General features: G+C 45.0%; 15 protein-coding genes. 14 read left to right on the top strand and 1 reads right to left on the bottom strand.

All coding sequences use genetic code 11. The annotated features are described in order from the left end of the window. Nucleotides 1-345 precede the first annotated feature (345 nt). Nucleotides 346-4857, bottom strand: coding sequence for a tandem-95 repeat protein (locus H6629_01225; GenBank protein MCB9066418.1), 4512 nt, complete (start codon nucleotides 4855-4857; stop codon nucleotides 346-348). 389 nt (nucleotides 4858-5246) lie between these two features. On the opposite strand from H6629_01225, the gene H6629_01220 reads away from it, so the two are divergent. From H6629_01220 to atpG, 14 genes are all read left to right on the top strand, one after another. Then, on the top strand, nucleotides 5247-6302 hold the full coding sequence (locus tag H6629_01220; GenBank protein ID MCB9066417.1) for a tetratricopeptide repeat protein: 1056 nt from the start codon (nucleotides 5247-5249) through the stop codon (nucleotides 6300-6302). A gap of 385 nt (nucleotides 6303-6687) precedes the next feature. Next, nucleotides 6688-7461, top strand: a complete 774-nt coding sequence (locus H6629_01215; GenBank protein ID MCB9066416.1) for a ParA family protein — start codon at nucleotides 6688-6690, stop codon at nucleotides 7459-7461. Beyond that, complete coding sequence (locus tag H6629_01210; protein MCB9066415.1) at nucleotides 7458-7811, top strand: ParB/RepB/Spo0J family partition protein; 354 nt, start codon at nucleotides 7458-7460, stop codon at nucleotides 7809-7811. The genes H6629_01215 and H6629_01210 overlap by 4 nt, the downstream gene beginning before the upstream one ends. Continuing rightward, nucleotides 7793-8338: a ParB/RepB/Spo0J family partition protein gene (locus H6629_01205; protein ID MCB9066414.1), complete on the top strand. Its 546-nt coding sequence runs from the start codon at nucleotides 7793-7795 to the stop codon at nucleotides 8336-8338. The genes H6629_01210 and H6629_01205 overlap by 19 nt, the downstream gene beginning before the upstream one ends. Before the next feature lie 247 nt (nucleotides 8339-8585). Beyond that, nucleotides 8586-9365 (top strand): peptidoglycan DD-metalloendopeptidase family protein, encoded by a 780-nt coding sequence (locus H6629_01200; GenBank protein ID MCB9066413.1) that lies wholly within the window; start codon nucleotides 8586-8588, stop codon nucleotides 9363-9365. 2 nt (nucleotides 9366-9367) lie between these two features. Continuing rightward, nucleotides 9368-9820: a polymer-forming cytoskeletal protein gene (locus H6629_01195; protein ID MCB9066412.1), complete on the top strand. Its 453-nt coding sequence runs from the start codon at nucleotides 9368-9370 to the stop codon at nucleotides 9818-9820. Further along, a complete protein-coding gene (locus H6629_01190) occupies nucleotides 9804-10100 on the top strand; it encodes an AtpZ/AtpI family protein (GenBank protein MCB9066411.1) in 297 nt (98 codons plus the stop codon). The genes H6629_01195 and H6629_01190 overlap by 17 nt, the downstream gene beginning before the upstream one ends. Continuing rightward, complete coding sequence (locus H6629_01185; protein ID MCB9066410.1) at nucleotides 10097-10492, top strand: hypothetical protein; 396 nt, start codon at nucleotides 10097-10099, stop codon at nucleotides 10490-10492. The genes H6629_01190 and H6629_01185 overlap by 4 nt, the downstream gene beginning before the upstream one ends. Continuing rightward, nucleotides 10492-11325 (top strand): F0F1 ATP synthase subunit A, encoded by an 834-nt coding sequence (gene atpB, locus H6629_01180; GenBank protein MCB9066409.1) that lies wholly within the window; start codon nucleotides 10492-10494, stop codon nucleotides 11323-11325. The genes H6629_01185 and atpB overlap by 1 nt, the downstream gene beginning before the upstream one ends. Before the next feature lie 130 nt (nucleotides 11326-11455). Further along, nucleotides 11456-11686 carry an ATP synthase F0 subunit C gene (gene atpE / locus H6629_01175; protein MCB9066408.1) on the top strand — a complete coding sequence of 77 codons (231 nt, stop codon included), beginning with the start codon at nucleotides 11456-11458 and terminating at the stop codon, nucleotides 11684-11686. 12 nt (nucleotides 11687-11698) lie between these two features. Further along, nucleotides 11699-12199, top strand: coding sequence for a F0F1 ATP synthase subunit B (gene atpF, locus H6629_01170; GenBank protein MCB9066407.1), 501 nt, complete (start codon nucleotides 11699-11701; stop codon nucleotides 12197-12199). Continuing rightward, nucleotides 12177-12752 (top strand): ATP synthase F1 subunit delta, encoded by a 576-nt coding sequence (gene atpH, locus H6629_01165; GenBank protein ID MCB9066406.1) that lies wholly within the window; start codon nucleotides 12177-12179, stop codon nucleotides 12750-12752. Before atpF ends, atpH begins: the two co-directional genes overlap by 23 nt. 32 nt (nucleotides 12753-12784) lie before the next feature. Next, on the top strand, nucleotides 12785-14314 hold the full coding sequence (locus H6629_01160) for a F0F1 ATP synthase subunit alpha (protein ID MCB9066405.1): 1530 nt from the start codon (nucleotides 12785-12787) through the stop codon (nucleotides 14312-14314). Between the two features lie 15 nt (nucleotides 14315-14329). Continuing rightward, nucleotides 14330-15190, top strand: coding sequence for an ATP synthase F1 subunit gamma (gene atpG, locus H6629_01155; protein MCB9066404.1), 861 nt, complete (start codon nucleotides 14330-14332; stop codon nucleotides 15188-15190). Nucleotides 15191-15197: the final 7 nt, after the last annotated feature.

The following is a 15197-nucleotide window of genomic DNA, read 5'->3' as shown; positions in this document are numbered from 1 at the left end:
CTCCAAATCAACACGCCTGTTGATATCGTAAACCAATTCCGGTTTAATGCCTTTTAACCTGCCAAATATCCCGATTGTTGAATTTGCACGATCTAAGTAGAATAACCACTATGTTTTTGTAAATATTAATCTACAACAATGTAGGTATTGAGGTTAGGGGTGGAATGACAGACAGCACAAACTCTTAATTTGAGAAAATGAATTCTGTTGGGGCGATTGAAGGTGAATAAAAAATGTGCAAAATGTGTGATTTGGCAACGCATCGATAAACATAATTTCACAAACAAACCGAATAAAAAGCCGGCGATTGTTAAAACCACCGGCTCAGAAATTTGTCGGTTCAATTTATTTCATCAGGATCATCTTACGGATGAGGTGTTGACCTGTAACAGTTTCGTTAAGCCCCGCGATTTCCATCCGGTAAAAATAAATGCCGCTGGTTACGGGATTGCCGCGATCATCAAATCCATTCCAGCGAGCACTGTGGTAACCGGCTGCCAACGCCGTATTCAGCAATTCGCGAACTTGCTGACCGAGCATATTGTAAATGACCAACCGAACAGTTGTCGCTACCGGTAACTGAAATTTTATGGTAGTTTCCGGGTTAAATGGATTGGGATAATTTTGATGTAACGCAATACTTTGAGGAATCGATACAACATCATCGATGCCCGAAACCGGTTGAACCGTAACGCTGATCGTATCGCTGGCGGAGGCGTTTTGCGAATCGCTAACGGTTACGAACAAATTCGCGGTTCCGCCGAATGCCGGGTGTGCAGAAAGTGTTAAATCGCCATTTGCTGCGTTAAAGCTGAACAGCACTGAATCATTCGTTGAAGAAAAGGAATAGCTTAAAAGCGAATCTGCTGTTTCGGGATCAGACACTGCGATCCACAAATTGATCGTCACAAATGCGTTTGCCGGGAAAGTGAGTTGCTGTGCCAATCCGCTAATTTGCGGTGGATCGTTGACCGGCAGAATTGTTACCTGCACCGTATCGCTGGCGGTAGCGCTGCTGTCGTCCGTTGCAGTGATAAACACCGAGCCGCTCCCGTTGAAATCGGGCGGATAGCTGATTTGCACGCTGTCGCCCAGCACAATTGCCACAATATCCGAACGGTTCGAACTCACCGAAAATGTCAGTGTCTGGTTGATATCGGGATCAAAAAATACGTCGCTCAGTTTTGCCGGCAGCCGTTTTGGCGATGCATCTTCCGGGAATTGCGCATCGGGAACCGGGTTGACAACCATCGGCGCAGTGTTCACAAAAAATTCTGTGACGCTGACAGTGATAGTATCCGCAGCGCTCAAACCGCCGGGATCCATTACGTTAAATCTGGCGCTGTAAGTGCCAAAATTACCTGATGTTACAGAAAATGCCGCAACGTGTGAAACCGGATCGATTGATATCGTGAGATCGTTGGGATTTCCGGTGGTCGAGGTGAGTACTTGCGCTGTCCAAAGCAGCACTGCGTCCGGATTATCTACATCAATCACAAAATTGTCGAGATCGAGTTGGTAAATATCATCCGCCGGAAACGCGACATTTGGCAAATTGACCACCGGACGATCGTTCACCGATAAAACAGTCACCAAAAAAGTATCCGATGTGCTGATCGTGTTATTGGCGGAAACGATAACAGTGCCGTTGCCATTGTAATTTTGCGATGCCACTACCGACAGCTGATCGCCCTGCAAAATTGTCTGAATATTGCTGTTTAATGACACCGCGCTGAAAACGAGCGGCGTCGTTTCCGGGTTGCTGAACACCGTGTTCAAATCGTTAGCAACCACAACCGGTCCGCTGTCTTCGTTAAATACCGCGTCGCTGATGGGATTGACCAGCACCGGCGGCGACAGCGTACCGGTGACCGTCACAGAAATGGTGTCCGTATCGCTGAACCCGACCGGATCGGATACTGCGAATCTAACAGTAAATACGTTCAGCCCTACAGAACTGCCCGTAAAACTGGCGATATGTGTTGCCGGATCGATGCTGATTTGCAAATCCGATGTATCGACATTCACCAATTCAATGGTTGCAACTTCCGGTTCCATCGCTTCCGATTTTGTTACTGGCTTCCCGTCCTGTTTTTGGGCTGTGAGAACAGTTGCAGACCAGCTCAGCTCGTTGTCGCCGTGATCGGCGTCGCTCACAAAATCATCCAAATCGATGGTGTAAGTTTCTGTTTCATCAAAAGTTATGTCGGGTAGTGTTGTAATCACCGGCGGATCGTTTGCTGGTTGAACCGTGATGTAAACGGTTGCGATATTTGTTGCGTTATCCGGATCGCTCACTTCGTAATCGAACGAATCCGCGCCAAAAAAATTTGCCGCAGGCGTATATAAAAATGATGTATCGGCGACGACGCTGACAGTGCCATGCGCCGGGGAGGTTACCACGGAAACGCTCAACGGGTCGTTATCCGGGTCGCTGTCGTTCGCCAAAACATTCAGCAGCGATGGGTGATCTTCCAAAATGGTGAATGCATCATCGAGCGCCACTGGCGCAGCATTCAGCAAATTGATGTTGGTGATGTAAAACCGGTTATTTTTGTATCCCGAAGAAAATGTGCTGCCGCCCGGACCGGTAACATTGGCGAAAGCACCGCTGTAGCTGGCATAAGTCATCACAAAAAACGTATCCGTCAGTGCCGGCGTAAATCCGCTTTTAACGGAGAATTTCAGTGTTCCGCCCAAAAATGCGGTGCTGTTTATCTGCAACTGATCGTAAGTAAAACCGGGTGTAACACCCTGTATTTCCAAATCGATAACGCTGCTGATGGATGTCGGTAAATCGTTAACGACTCGCAAACTGCCGACCGGATGGCCCGGACGAACCACGCCATTATTGGTGAATGTTGCGTTTTGCACATTCAGCGTATCCGTTCCGGAAATGATGCCGCTGCCCGCGTTGACAATTTGCTGATTGAAACGGAGCGTTCCGCTGCGAATGGCCATTTCACCAGAATTTTGCAAATCCGCTTCTATCGTTGTGGTGCCTTCGCTGAGTGATTTGATGAGCGTACCGCGATTGGTAATGAGCCCGCCCAACGGCGCGCCGAATTCTTTGAGCACATCTGCGTCCGTCTGAACGGTCAGTGTTGCGCCGGTTTCGTTGATAATTTCCGCATCGCGGTTCAACCGCAAATCGGCGTTACCGCTCCAAACCAGGCTGCCTTCGTTGATGACAGTGCGATCGCGAATATATTTGACATTCGATGAAGTGCCGATCATCGCGGTAGTGGATTTCAGCCGGATGTCGCTATCGCCTTCGATATCACCGTCCAGCCAATTGAACGCACCGGCAACAACCAACGCGCCGTTGCCGTTTAACGTGCCGCCGTTCATCGATAATTGTTGCACCGTATCCGGCTGATCAAATGTGACCACGCCGCCGTCGATGCGAAATTCTCCGGTGCCGTGATATGTTCCGTCAAATAAAACGGAATCTCCCGAAATTACCAACAATCCGGGACCACTGATTCGGGCGTTTTCGAGAAATTTGTGACTGCCGTCCAGCAATTCCAGGGTTGTTCCGCTGTCAATTTGGATGGTTCCCGTTGAGTCGCGGGTTTCTGTCAACTGGATGCTGCCGCTGTTGATATTGAACGCGCCGCGATTGTGCAACTCGAGCCCGATGGTGGTGTTTCCGGTTGTCTGCGTTTTGCTGACCGTTCCGTTGTTGATCAACTTACTGCCGGTGCCGCTGCTCAGCAAAATGTTCCCATCGCCAATAATATTGAAAGATGCGGCTGGCGCGTTGGTCAGCGAAGCGCCGTTTTCAAAATTGAGACCGCCGCCCTCCGTCCAATCGATGATGCCGTTGTTGACCAGATTTTTACCAATGGTTTTGCTCCGGTCGCCGGTAATTTGAATGAGATTATTGTTGATGATCGCACCGTTTCCGGTGATTTTTCCACGATTCCAGTTGAGAACGCCATCGATAACCAGATCGGCATCGCCGGTCAATGCCGTGCCGCTGCTGAGCAGCGATAATGTAATGCCACTGCCAATGGAAATGTCGCCGGTGCCGAGGGTAATTGGTGCATCGTTGATCGTTACTGTGCCGTTGCCGGAAAAAACGGCGCTATCCAGCGAAAATGGCTCATCGCGGATGAGCAACTCACTGCCGGAAACAACAGTTGCCGATAGATTAGCGAGGCTTCCGCCGCCGTCCAGTTGCAGGCTTCCTGCGTTGAGATCGATATTTCCGCTAATTTCCATCAATACTTCGATGAAACTACGGCTGCTACCCGCCGATTTAACGAGTGTCCCGTGCGAAATAAACATTCCCGGATCAGGTTGCACTCCCTTTATCCGGCGATCGCTCTGCATCTCAAACGTTGCCGTTGGTGTATTTTCGAAAATGGAACCACGGGCGAGTTCCAGCGAGTTTGATGTGTTCCAGGTGGTGTATCCGTAGCTACGGATGTAAAATTTGGCAACGTTGCGTGCACCCGAACCCTGAATGATAAAATCTGCATTTTCTCCGACCTCCACAGTATCCGTTAGTGTAGCAGAAAGAGTATCGCCGAGCATATTGCCGTTCAGCCAACTGAACCGTTCGGTAACAGTCAGTTTTGCGCCGGCTGCGGTTAACGTTCCGCCGGAAAGCGTAATTTCCCTGATGGTTATCGTGGCGTTTTCCATCGAAACAATGCCGGAACCGATGATCACACCATCGTTGCTACCGGGAATGCCTGTGGGAATCCACATGTCGGCATTTTGCCAACTACCGATGCTGTCGCTTTTCCAGGTGTAGGTTGTTTGGGCAAATAATTTGCTACCGGAAGAACAAGTCAGAAATAGCAAAAATATCAGCCATTTTGCAACCAATCGTGGTTTCTGCCACATAGATGCTCCCTTCAATGACGCATTTTATAGTATATGATTTTGTTCTATATCTTTGTTTTTTAATGAGATAACGAAAATGAAAAATATAAAAAACGATAATCTCCAATTATCGAAATAATTTTGGAAATCGTGACTCAAAAATGCAGGTTTATGTAAATGACCGGGAAGTTGTGCTGCAGGAAGCGTGACTGCCAACTATAAAACAGACAAATAGTTATCGCAAATTGCACTGCATTTGCTCAAGCTTAAAACTTACGCAGAAAACGGTTAGGGACATTGACTCATTGCACAATCGCGGAAAATCTAAAATTTTTCATTTTGAATTTTGAGGGATTCACAGTAAAATGAGTATCTGTTTTACCAACGCATAACATCGCACGGATGCCTTAATGTCATATATCAAATCTCTGAAGTTTTTCTGTTTTTTTACATGGTGGATAACGTTTTTTGTCGCTTTCTCCGCGACAAATGCACAAACGCTGACGGACTCACTCCGGAAAGAGATTCATTTGGGAATTGATGAAACGATCAACAACCAATTTAGCAAAGCGGAAATCCGCTTTCGCAGGCTGATCGCGAGATACCCGGAGCATCCGGCTGGATATTTTTACACCGGCGCCACCATTCAGGCAGAAATTCTGGATCGGGAAGATTACGCCCGTCAACAGGAATTTGATGATCTGATGGAAAAAACCGTGCAAACTGCGGAAGCGTTATACGACTCGCTGCAAAACGATCCCTGGTTGTTTTTTTTGGAGGGGAGCGCCCATTTGTATCGCAGTTTTATGAGCAGCAAACGCGGCAAATCCTGGGCAGCTTACCGGAACGCAACCCGTGGCGTGAATCGTTTGGAAAAAAGTTTGGCCATCGATTCCACCTTTTTTGATGCCTACATGGGTGTCGGCAGTTATAAGTACTGGAAAAGCAGTAAAACCAAAGGGTTAAGCTGGTTACCTTTTGTATCGGATGATCGTGAAAAGGGCATTCGAATGGTTAATACTTCCATCGAAAATGGTGAATTTGTCAGCTCGTTCGGAAAGGATCAACTGGCGTGGATTTATATCGATGCCGGACGGATGGAAGATGCCGAAGAATTGGCGTTACAAAATTGTCATCGCTATCCCGAAAGCCGTTTTTTCAAATGGACATTGGTGGAAATTTATTTTCGCAGCAAACAATTTGACCGGGCGTATCAATTATATCAGGAATTGCTGGATACCGTGCGATCGATCGATGGCAACAATCATTACAACGAAACAGATTGTCTGCTGAAAATGGCAGAAATTGACGTGCAGCGCGGGGATTTTTTGCTTGCCGAAAAAAAGCTGGATGAATTACTGGCAATCACAGTTCCGGAAGCCATGCAACAACGACTTGAAAAACGTTATAAACGGGCCCGGGAATTAAAAAAACATTGCCGAAATGAACTTGCAAAATCGGAATAAAAAACGTAAGTCAGAAATACCGATTCTGATCACAATAATATTCCCGATTTTGAAAGATTATGCTATATCATTGTCTGCATCCGCAGCAGGGACACATGTTCAGCCAGGATGGTAAAATCAACGCTAACGTTTTGTTAAAGCAAGTGCTTACCTGTAAAAAAGGTTTAGCACCCCGGGATTATCGAGTTGCCGGGACCGTATGGATTGTTGCTTCCCAGCTACCCGAATTCTGGCTAGGGCAGAATATTTTTTCAAAATGTCGTCTTTGAGTAAATCGATAAAAAACAAAAGCTTGCACTGCCTTTAACGATCAGGTTTTAAGCTTGTATTTCAGAGGGCAGACCTTTATATTTTCGACGTTAAATAATAAGAATGAGTGAGTACTATGGGGATCATTGTAGCAGTTGCAAATCAAAAAGGCGGCGTAGGTAAAACAACCACCGCAGTTAACCTGGCTTCCTGTCTTGCTGTCGCAGAAAAAAATGTTCTGTTGATAGATGTGGATCCTCAGGCTAACGCAACTTCCGGCTTGGGTATCGATAGCCGGGGGTTGGAGAAGAGCGTTTACGACGTATTTGTCAATAACGAAGACATTTCGAAAATTGTTATGTCTACCAAAGTGCCCAATTTATCGTTGATACCATCCCACATTAACCTTGTGGGCACAGAAGTGGAATTGGTGCAGGTTATTGCGCGTGAGAAAATCCTCAAAGAACAGATACGCACTATTCAGCAGGATTATGACTACATCATAATAGATTGTCCGCCCTCGCTGGGAATCCTCACCTTGAACTCATTAACCGCAGCAGATAGCGTACTCATTCCCATTCAATGTGAATATTATGCATTAGAAGGATTGAGCAAACTGCTGAATACCATTCGTTTGGTTCAACGGCACCTCAACCGGAAATTGGGAATTTATGGTGTATTGCTTACGATGTATGATCGACGGTTGAATCTTTGCAATCAGGTTGAAAAAGAGGTTCGTGATTATTTCAAAGAGAAGGTGTTTCAAACAGCAATTATGCGAAATGTACGATTGAGCGAAGCACCCAGCTTTGGCTTGCCGATTGTGATGTTTGACGCAACATCCAGCGGTGCGGAAAATTATATGAAATTAGCAGAGGAAGTTTTAGCCAAAGAAAGTGTTATTCAATGAGAGGTAAAGCGCATCTCGGCAAGGGGCTTCACGCACTTATTCCAACCGACATCGAAACAGTGCCGGCCGTTACCGGCGAAGCCATTCAGGAATTGGAAGTTGCACTTATTACAGCCAACCCGTTTCAACCACGAATCAATTTTGATGATGCCGCATTTGAAGATCTGAAACGCTCCATTCGGGAAAAAGGTGTGATTCAGCCTGTATTGGTTCGTCCGATGGGTGATGGGAATTTTCAGCTGGTTGCCGGGGAACGGCGGCTGCGTGCAACAATCGATCTTGGTATCAAAAAATTCCGGCTTTCGTCAAAGAAATTACTTCGGATGAGGAAATGCTGGAAATCGCATTGATCGAAAATGTGCAGCGGGAGCAATTAAATCCCATCGAATTAGGCAAAGGTTACCAACAATTAATCGATGAATGCGGCTTGACCCAGGAAGAAGTCGCCAAAAAAATAGGCAAAGACCGGACGACAGTTTCCAATGTTATTCGCTTATTAAAATTGCCATCGAAAATTCAGGAAAGCTTGCAAAAAGGCAGTTTGCGGGAAGGTCATGCCCGGGCATTGTTGAGCGTTGCCGATGAAAAAGAGCAGGAAAAAATCTGGAAAAAAGCGGTCAACGAAAATCTATCCGTTCGTTCGGTTGAACAGCTTGCCCGAAAAGCCCAGGAAAAAGTAAAAAGCAAATCGCCGGAAAAAACCGCACAGCAACGAAAATCCGCTTACAATAATCGAATTGAAAGTAAATTGCGTGAAAAATTTGGCACGCAGGTAAAATTGCGCACCAAAAAAGAAGGCGGCTCCATCGAGATCGTGTATTATTCGAGTGAAGATTTGGAGCGTTTGATGGATATTCTGGATCAAATTAAGTTTTAGCCTTTAAATTTGTATAGAGTATGTTAATCTCATCACGTAATCCTATCACAAATCATGGTATTATTCCCGCCTGTCTAATCCGGAATAGACTTTTCCGGCATTGATAAATCAAGAAAAATTTGGAAGATTTCAGCAATCCTTTGATCGGGCTCTGCAAAAATTATGTGAAAATGTATTAGGAAAAATTGTATCTTCAATATTACTTTTCTTACTATGATTTTCGTTGACTTAACTATTTGGGTTTGTTGTGCATAAGAAAGACAAAAAAAAGTATTTAAACATATTGTTGGTGCCGGATAATCAGGAAGCGCCGCCTAAAAGTTTCCGTCTGAAATACTCGACGCTCAATTTTATTGTTGTGTTTTTGGCTGTTGCTTTGGTTAGTGTTGTGTTCGGTATCGTCACGTATAGTCGCGTTTTACAAGCTGCACTCGAAAAAGCAGAACGTGAAAATGAACTTACTCAGCTTCGTGAGCAGTTGAAAGTTGGGTATGAATTGCAGGCTCAGCTCGATACAATCAAAGCATATAAAGATAAGGTTCGCAATAGTTTACAAGGTTACATAAAATTTGCCGAGCGTGCCCGGGAACAATCTTATGATCCTGAAACGCTGGTTGAAACGCAAGCAAAAGCTACGCTTTTAACCACACTTCCGCTAAAATCGCCGGTTGTCGGATTTGTATCTCAAGAGTTTCGCTGGCCAGAACATCCCGGATTAGATATTGTTGCCAAAGAGGGAGTGCCTATTCAGGCTGCAGGTGATGGAAAAGTGCTGTTTAGTGGGTGGACAAATGATTTTGGATACTCGATAATTTTATACCATCCGGGCGGGTATTTAACGTATTATAGTCACAATTCGCAAAATTTGGTTAGTATTCACCAGGAAGTGAGCCAGGGTGATGTGATTGGTTTAGTGGGTAATTCCGGAATTTCTTCGGGTCCCCACTTGCATTTCGAAATTTGGAAAAATGGTAAACCGCAGAATCCTCGGTTATATCTCATGGATTTGAACAATTTAGGAGAATAAGTATGGCATTTCAGAAAATCGGTAAAAGCAATACGGAATATACCGGTCAAAACGAATTGAACATCATTAACGCAGGCACCTTCCTCGAAGGTACGATTGAAACCAAAGGCAGTGTGCAGATTAATGGAAAACTTAAAGGACTTATCAAAGCCGGAGATGAAGTCCGGGTTGGTCGTTCCGGCGAAATTTTTGGCGAAATTTATGCGAAAAATGCCCGGATTGCCGGTAAAGTTGAAGGCAATATATATATTGAAGAACGGTTAACGTTGGAAGATACATCTTCGCTGAACGGTAATTTGTCGGCGGGTAAATTGATTATTGATGAAGGCGCATTTTTCAACGGGCACGCCGATATGTCCGGAAACAAACTGAAAGCGCTGACAAATGGTAAAGGCGATTACGAGAAAACCGGTGCTGGCAACAAAGAGCAAGCCCGTGATGATGTCCGCAAATAACGACGGTGGCGCTCCGGTCAAAAATACGGACAAGTCGTATCGAAAAAGAGGGAAGAAATCGTTTGTCGAAGTGCTGCGAGAGGCTGCGCCGTTGCTGCATTTCGGATGGACATTGGTTACTTTGATCGTTGTTTTCGCCTACCTTGGAAATTATCTGGATGGAAAATGGGAAACCGGCCCGTGGATGATGTTGGCCGGTTTAATTTTTGCTATCATTGCCGGGTTTTACATTTTTTTTAAACTGGTTTCTAAATTCAATCAAAACACTTCCAAGAGATGAAATTCACGACATTTTTGGTAGCGAGTTTAGCTGTATTGTTATTGTGCGTGTTAGCGGCAATTGGTATTGTTGCTGATTCTGTGGATCGTGAAACAAGCCAGGCAGTTGCAACCGGAATCGGTTTGGCTTACCTGAATGCAATATTGGGATACGCCATAATAAGCTGGGGTTTTGAAAAACCGCCACGCCAATTTATGGTATCTTTTTTTGGCGGTATGATTTTTAGATTTTTGTTGATTTTTTTAACATTATTTGTTTTAATTAGGGCTTTAAAAATGCTAATGGTACCACTAACAGCATCTCTCGTTTCAGCGTATTTTGCATTTCTTTGTCTGGAAGTAATGGTGGTTTACTGGAACGCAAATAAAAATGAGGCACAGAGGGGTATTTAATGAGTGCGGCTTTCCTCTTGAGTGGCGGCGAAAGCAGTCACGCTGAAAATATGACGCTTGGCGATTGGATTATGCATCACCTGCAGGATAGTAACACTGTTTGGGGGATTCACCTTCCCACATTTCCGCCGGTTGATATTTTTGGTGTTAAGGTTGACCTTTCTATTACATCTAATATAGTAATGATGTGGCTGGCGCTACTGGTTTTAGTTGTTGTATTCAAGCTTGCTTACAGGCGAAAAGATGTTGTGCCAAAAGGTATGTCCGGTGCATTGGAGGCAATGGTGCTTTTTGTGCGTGATGAAATTGCCATTCCGAATATGGGTAAATCACTCGGACGAAGCTTAACTCCCTTTTTATGTAGTCTTTTCTTTTTTATTCTCACCTGCAATCTACTCGGATTAATCCCCGGAAATTCAACAGCCACAGGCAATATCGCGTTAACTGCGGCGCTGGCTACTGTTTCGTTTGTGATGACTCAATTCTATGGAATTAAAGAAAACGGAATTGGTGGTTATTTGAAACACCTCGCTCCAAGTGGTTTGCCTTTACCGATGTATTTGATCATAGTTCCGATCGAAATTTTGGGACTTTTTACAAAACCGTTTGCATTAGCAATGCGACTTTTTGCTAATATGGTAGCGGGTCACACGGTAATTTTTGCGTTGTTGGGATTAATCATCGTTTTGGGCAATGTCGCAATTGCGGCAGTTTCTGTGCCTTTGGCAGTGGCTATTAATATGCTGGAGCTTTTTGTAGCTTTTTTGCAAGCCTTTATTTTCGTTATGCTTACGGCATTGTTTATCGGGATGTCTGCTCACCCCGACCACTAATTTGATTTATAGTTGTATTATTTGTGAAAAATCTTACGACATTAGGGTTTTGGGGTGTAAGTTACCCACAAATAAACTCATTAATAAAAACCGTAAAACACACACAAACTATTAAAAAGGAGTGACAAAAATGACAAGTGTCGCTTTAGCATGGTTGGCAGCAGGTCTTGGAGCCGGATTGGCTGTAATTGGCGCTGCAATTGGTATCGGACGTATTGGTGGTCAGGCAGTTGAAGGAATGGCACGTCAACCGGAAGCCGGTGGCGATATTCGTACTGCAATGATTATTGCTGCAGCGTTGATTGAAGGTGCTGCATTCTTTGGATTGGTTATCTGCTTCTTGCTCGGAACCAAAGTCTGATAGGGGTTAGCTATGGAATTATTAAGCTTAAATCCCGGTATGTTCATTTGGTCGGTTATTACGTTTGTTGCTGTCGTTATTGTTTTGCGGGCAGTGGCGTGGAAGCCGATTTTGGACGCCGTGGAAAGCCGTGAGAAAACTATCAGTGATGCTTTGCAGCGAGCGGAACAAGCTCGAACTGAATCTGAAAAGTTGCTTGCGGAACAACAGCGTCAGTTAAATGCTGTTCAGGATGAAATTAAGGCAATGCGCGATGAAAGCAAAAAAGTGGCTGAAAAAACAGCCCAAAGTATTGTTTCTGAAGCGCAGGCCGAAGCTACAAAGCTCATGCAGCGTGCAAAGGAAGATATTGACAAAGAACGTCAGTCGGCTGTTGCATCGTTGCGGCAGGAAGTAGCGGACATTGTGGTTGATGCCACATCCAAATTGATCGGTGTGGTCGTCGATAAATCACAACATCAAAAACTGATCGACGATTCTATCTCGTCGTTTGGTAAGAAAAACGTTAATTAGAAGGAAGTTCGCAGTGAAAGGGTCCCGTGTAGGCAACCGGTATGCAAAGGCTTTGTTTGAGCTGGCAGTTGAAAAAAAACTGCTGTCATCTATTGAAGCTGATTTGAAACTATTGGCAAATGATTATCAACAAAGTGCGGAATTTCGTACAATGATGTCTTCGCCTGTGATCCCGAGCAGCTTAAAACGCAAAACCTTTGCCGAGCTTTATAAAAAACGCCTGCAGCTACTCACTTTTAACTTTGTTCAATTATTGTTCCAAAAAAACCGGGAAGCAAATTTGCCGGATATTATTGGTTCATTTGATCAATTAATGGATGAACACAAAGGCATTATTCGTGGTGAAGTGCGTAGTGTAGCTACACTTTCGCCGGCACAAATTAAAGCCCTGAAAGCACATCTGGACAAATTGTATGGGAAAGATGTGCAGTTGGAACAGCATACCGACCCGACCCTGTTGGGTGGTTTTATTGTAAAAGTGCAAGAGCGAGTATTCGACTCAAGTTTGCGCAATCAACTCAAAACATTGCGAACTTCGTTGGCTGAGTCGTAGTTAAGTAACGCTTTTTAAAAGAGGAATACTATATGGCCGTTGATGTAAAACCGGAAGAAATATCTGCAATTATCAAAAAGCAGCTGGAAAGCTTTGATAAGCAGTCAGATACCTATGAAGTTGGTACGGTATTGCAGGTTGGCGACGGCATCGCGCGTATTCATGGTTTGGATAAGGTGATGGCCGGGGAACTGGTTACCTTTGAAGATGGCGTAAACGGAATGGTGTTAAACCTGGAAGAAGACAGCGTTGGCGTTGTTATTTTGGGTGAAGATAAAAACATCAAAGAAGGCGCAACCGTGAAACGCACCAAGCGAATTGCATCGGTGCCGGTAGGCAAGGAATTGCTCGGTAGGGTTGTCAATCCGCTCGGAGAACCGATGGACGGTCGCGGCCCGATCAATACCACTCAATTTATTGAAGTAGAACGCAAAGCACCGGGTGTAATTTATCGGCAATCAGTGTTTGAACCGTTGCAAACCGGTCTGAAAGCCATCGACTCGATGATTCCGATTGGTCGTGGACAGCGGGAGTTGATTATCGGCGATCGCCAAACCGGTAAAACGGCTATCGCAATCGATACGATTATCAACCAGAAAGATTACCAAAATTCTGATAAGCCCGTTTATTGCATTTATGTAGCTATCGGGCAAAAAGCATCTACCGTTGCTAAAGTTGTTAAAATACTTGAAGATAACGGCGCAATGGAATACACCATCGTCGTTGCCGCAAATGCTTCAGAATCTGCAGCGTTGCAGTATATCGCACCATATACGGGTGCCGCAATGGGCGAATATTTCCGCGATAATGGCATGCACGCCCTTGCCGTTTATGACGATCTTTCCAAACACGCAGTTGCATATCGTCAAATGGCATTGTTGCTCCGCCGTCCGCCCGGACGTGAAGCATACCCCGGCGACGTTTTCTACCTGCACAGCCGTTTACTGGAGCGCGCGGCAAAACTCAGTGAATCGCAAGGTGGTGGTTCATTAACAGCATTACCGGTGATCGAAACTCAGGCTGGTGACGTATCCGCATATATCCCGACAAACGTGATCTCTATTACAGATGGTCAGATTTATCTTGAACCGAACTTGTTTTATTCCGGCGTTCGCCCTGCGGTAAACGTGGGTATTTCGGTCAGTCGTGTTGGCGGTTCGGCTCAAATTAAGGCTATGAAACAAGTTGCCGGGAGCTTGCGTTTGAACCTTGCGCAATACCGATCTTTAGAGGCGTTTGCAAAGTTCGGTTCGGATTTGGATAAAGCAACCCAGGCGCAGTTAACGCGCGGTCAACGACTTGTTGAATTGTTGAAGCAGGGGCAATACGTACCAATGTCGGTTGAAAAACAGGTTGCGATTATCTTTGCCGCAAACGCCGGTGAACTGGATAAATTGCCGGTAGACAGCATGGGCAAATTCCAGACTGAATACATCGAATTTTTGGAAGCACAGCGTCCTGCCATTTTGGAAAATCTGCGCTCCAAACAAAAAATCGATGATGATCTTGATCAGGAAATGCGGAAAGCACTCAGCGATTTTCTGAAAATGTTCAAACCGTGATACAGAGGCGAGTAAATGGCAACCCTGAGAGAAATAAAAACGCGCATCAAAAGCGTTAAAAATACCCAGCAGATCACAAAAGCCATGAAGATGGTAGCTGCCGCAAAGATGCGCAGAGCCCAGGATCGCATGTTTTCCGCCCGTCCATATGCTGAAAAAATACGGGAATTAATCCAGAACCTGACTGCCAGTGTGGAAAATCCACAACTGGAATTGTTAAAAAGCAGACCCGTTCAGAACGTAACGTTGGTTGTTATTACATCTGACCGGGGATTATGCGGTTCTTTTAATACCAATGTTATCAAAAAAGCGGTTATGGAGGCGGATGCGCATCGCGATCTGAACCTCTCGATCGTTACGCTCGGTAAAAAGGGATATGATTTTTTTCGCAAACGCGGATATAATATTGTTGACCGAAAAGTGGATTTTTATAATGATCTGCAATTTGCACATGCAAATGAAATTGCAAATTCACTGATCAAACGCTTTATAACCGGCGAAACAGATGCTGTTAAAATTATTTACAATGAGTTCAAATCGGTCGCCAGGCAAAACTTGGTAGTCGACAAGTTGTTGCCGATCAGTCTGGAAGATTTCGAAACCCAGCAAACGGGCGATTATATTTACGAACCCGATCAGGCGGCTATTTTGGAAGCGTTGCTTCCACGGCATATCCGGACCCAGGTCTGGCGTGCATTGCTGGAATCATTTGCATCCGAACAGGCTGCCCGAATGATTGCAATGGAGAATGCAACAGATAATGCCAATGAAATTATCCGGCAACTGACGTTGCAGTACAACAAAGCAAGGCAAGCAGCGATTACGAAAGAAATTTTGGAAATTGTCGGCGGTGCCGAAGCATTGAAATCATCTTAAATCACAT

The organism is Calditrichia bacterium (assembly GCA_020634975.1).
Classification (GTDB): Bacteria; Calditrichota; Calditrichia; order RBG-13-44-9; family J075; genus JACKAQ01.
Note: the sequence above shows the minus strand (reverse complement) of the source record. Positions and strands in the feature narration are given on the sequence as shown.

Excerpts from the sequence above, each read along its gene's own strand:
- H6629_01225 (MCB9066418.1), bottom strand. The coding sequence starts at position 4,857 with ATGTGGCAGAAACCACGATTGGTTGCAAAATGGCTGATATTTTTGCTA.
- H6629_01220 (MCB9066417.1), top strand. The coding sequence starts at position 5,247 with ATGTCATATATCAAATCTCTGAAGTTTTTCTGTTTTTTTACATGGTGG.
- H6629_01215 (MCB9066416.1), top strand. The coding sequence starts at position 6,688 with ATGGGGATCATTGTAGCAGTTGCAAATCAAAAAGGCGGCGTAGGTAAA.
- H6629_01210 (MCB9066415.1), top strand. The coding sequence starts at position 7,458 with ATGAGAGGTAAAGCGCATCTCGGCAAGGGGCTTCACGCACTTATTCCA.
- H6629_01205 (MCB9066414.1), top strand. The coding sequence starts at position 7,793 with ATGCTGGAAATCGCATTGATCGAAAATGTGCAGCGGGAGCAATTAAAT.
- H6629_01195 (MCB9066412.1), top strand. The coding sequence starts at position 9,368 with ATGGCATTTCAGAAAATCGGTAAAAGCAATACGGAATATACCGGTCAA.
- H6629_01190 (MCB9066411.1), top strand. The coding sequence starts at position 9,804 with ATGATGTCCGCAAATAACGACGGTGGCGCTCCGGTCAAAAATACGGAC.
- H6629_01185 (MCB9066410.1), top strand. The coding sequence starts at position 10,097 with ATGAAATTCACGACATTTTTGGTAGCGAGTTTAGCTGTATTGTTATTG.
- atpB (MCB9066409.1), top strand. The coding sequence starts at position 10,492 with ATGAGTGCGGCTTTCCTCTTGAGTGGCGGCGAAAGCAGTCACGCTGAA.
- atpE (MCB9066408.1), top strand. The coding sequence starts at position 11,456 with ATGACAAGTGTCGCTTTAGCATGGTTGGCAGCAGGTCTTGGAGCCGGA.
- atpF (MCB9066407.1), top strand. The coding sequence starts at position 11,699 with ATGGAATTATTAAGCTTAAATCCCGGTATGTTCATTTGGTCGGTTATT.
- H6629_01160 (MCB9066405.1), top strand. The coding sequence starts at position 12,785 with ATGGCCGTTGATGTAAAACCGGAAGAAATATCTGCAATTATCAAAAAG.
- atpG (MCB9066404.1), top strand. The coding sequence starts at position 14,330 with ATGGCAACCCTGAGAGAAATAAAAACGCGCATCAAAAGCGTTAAAAAT.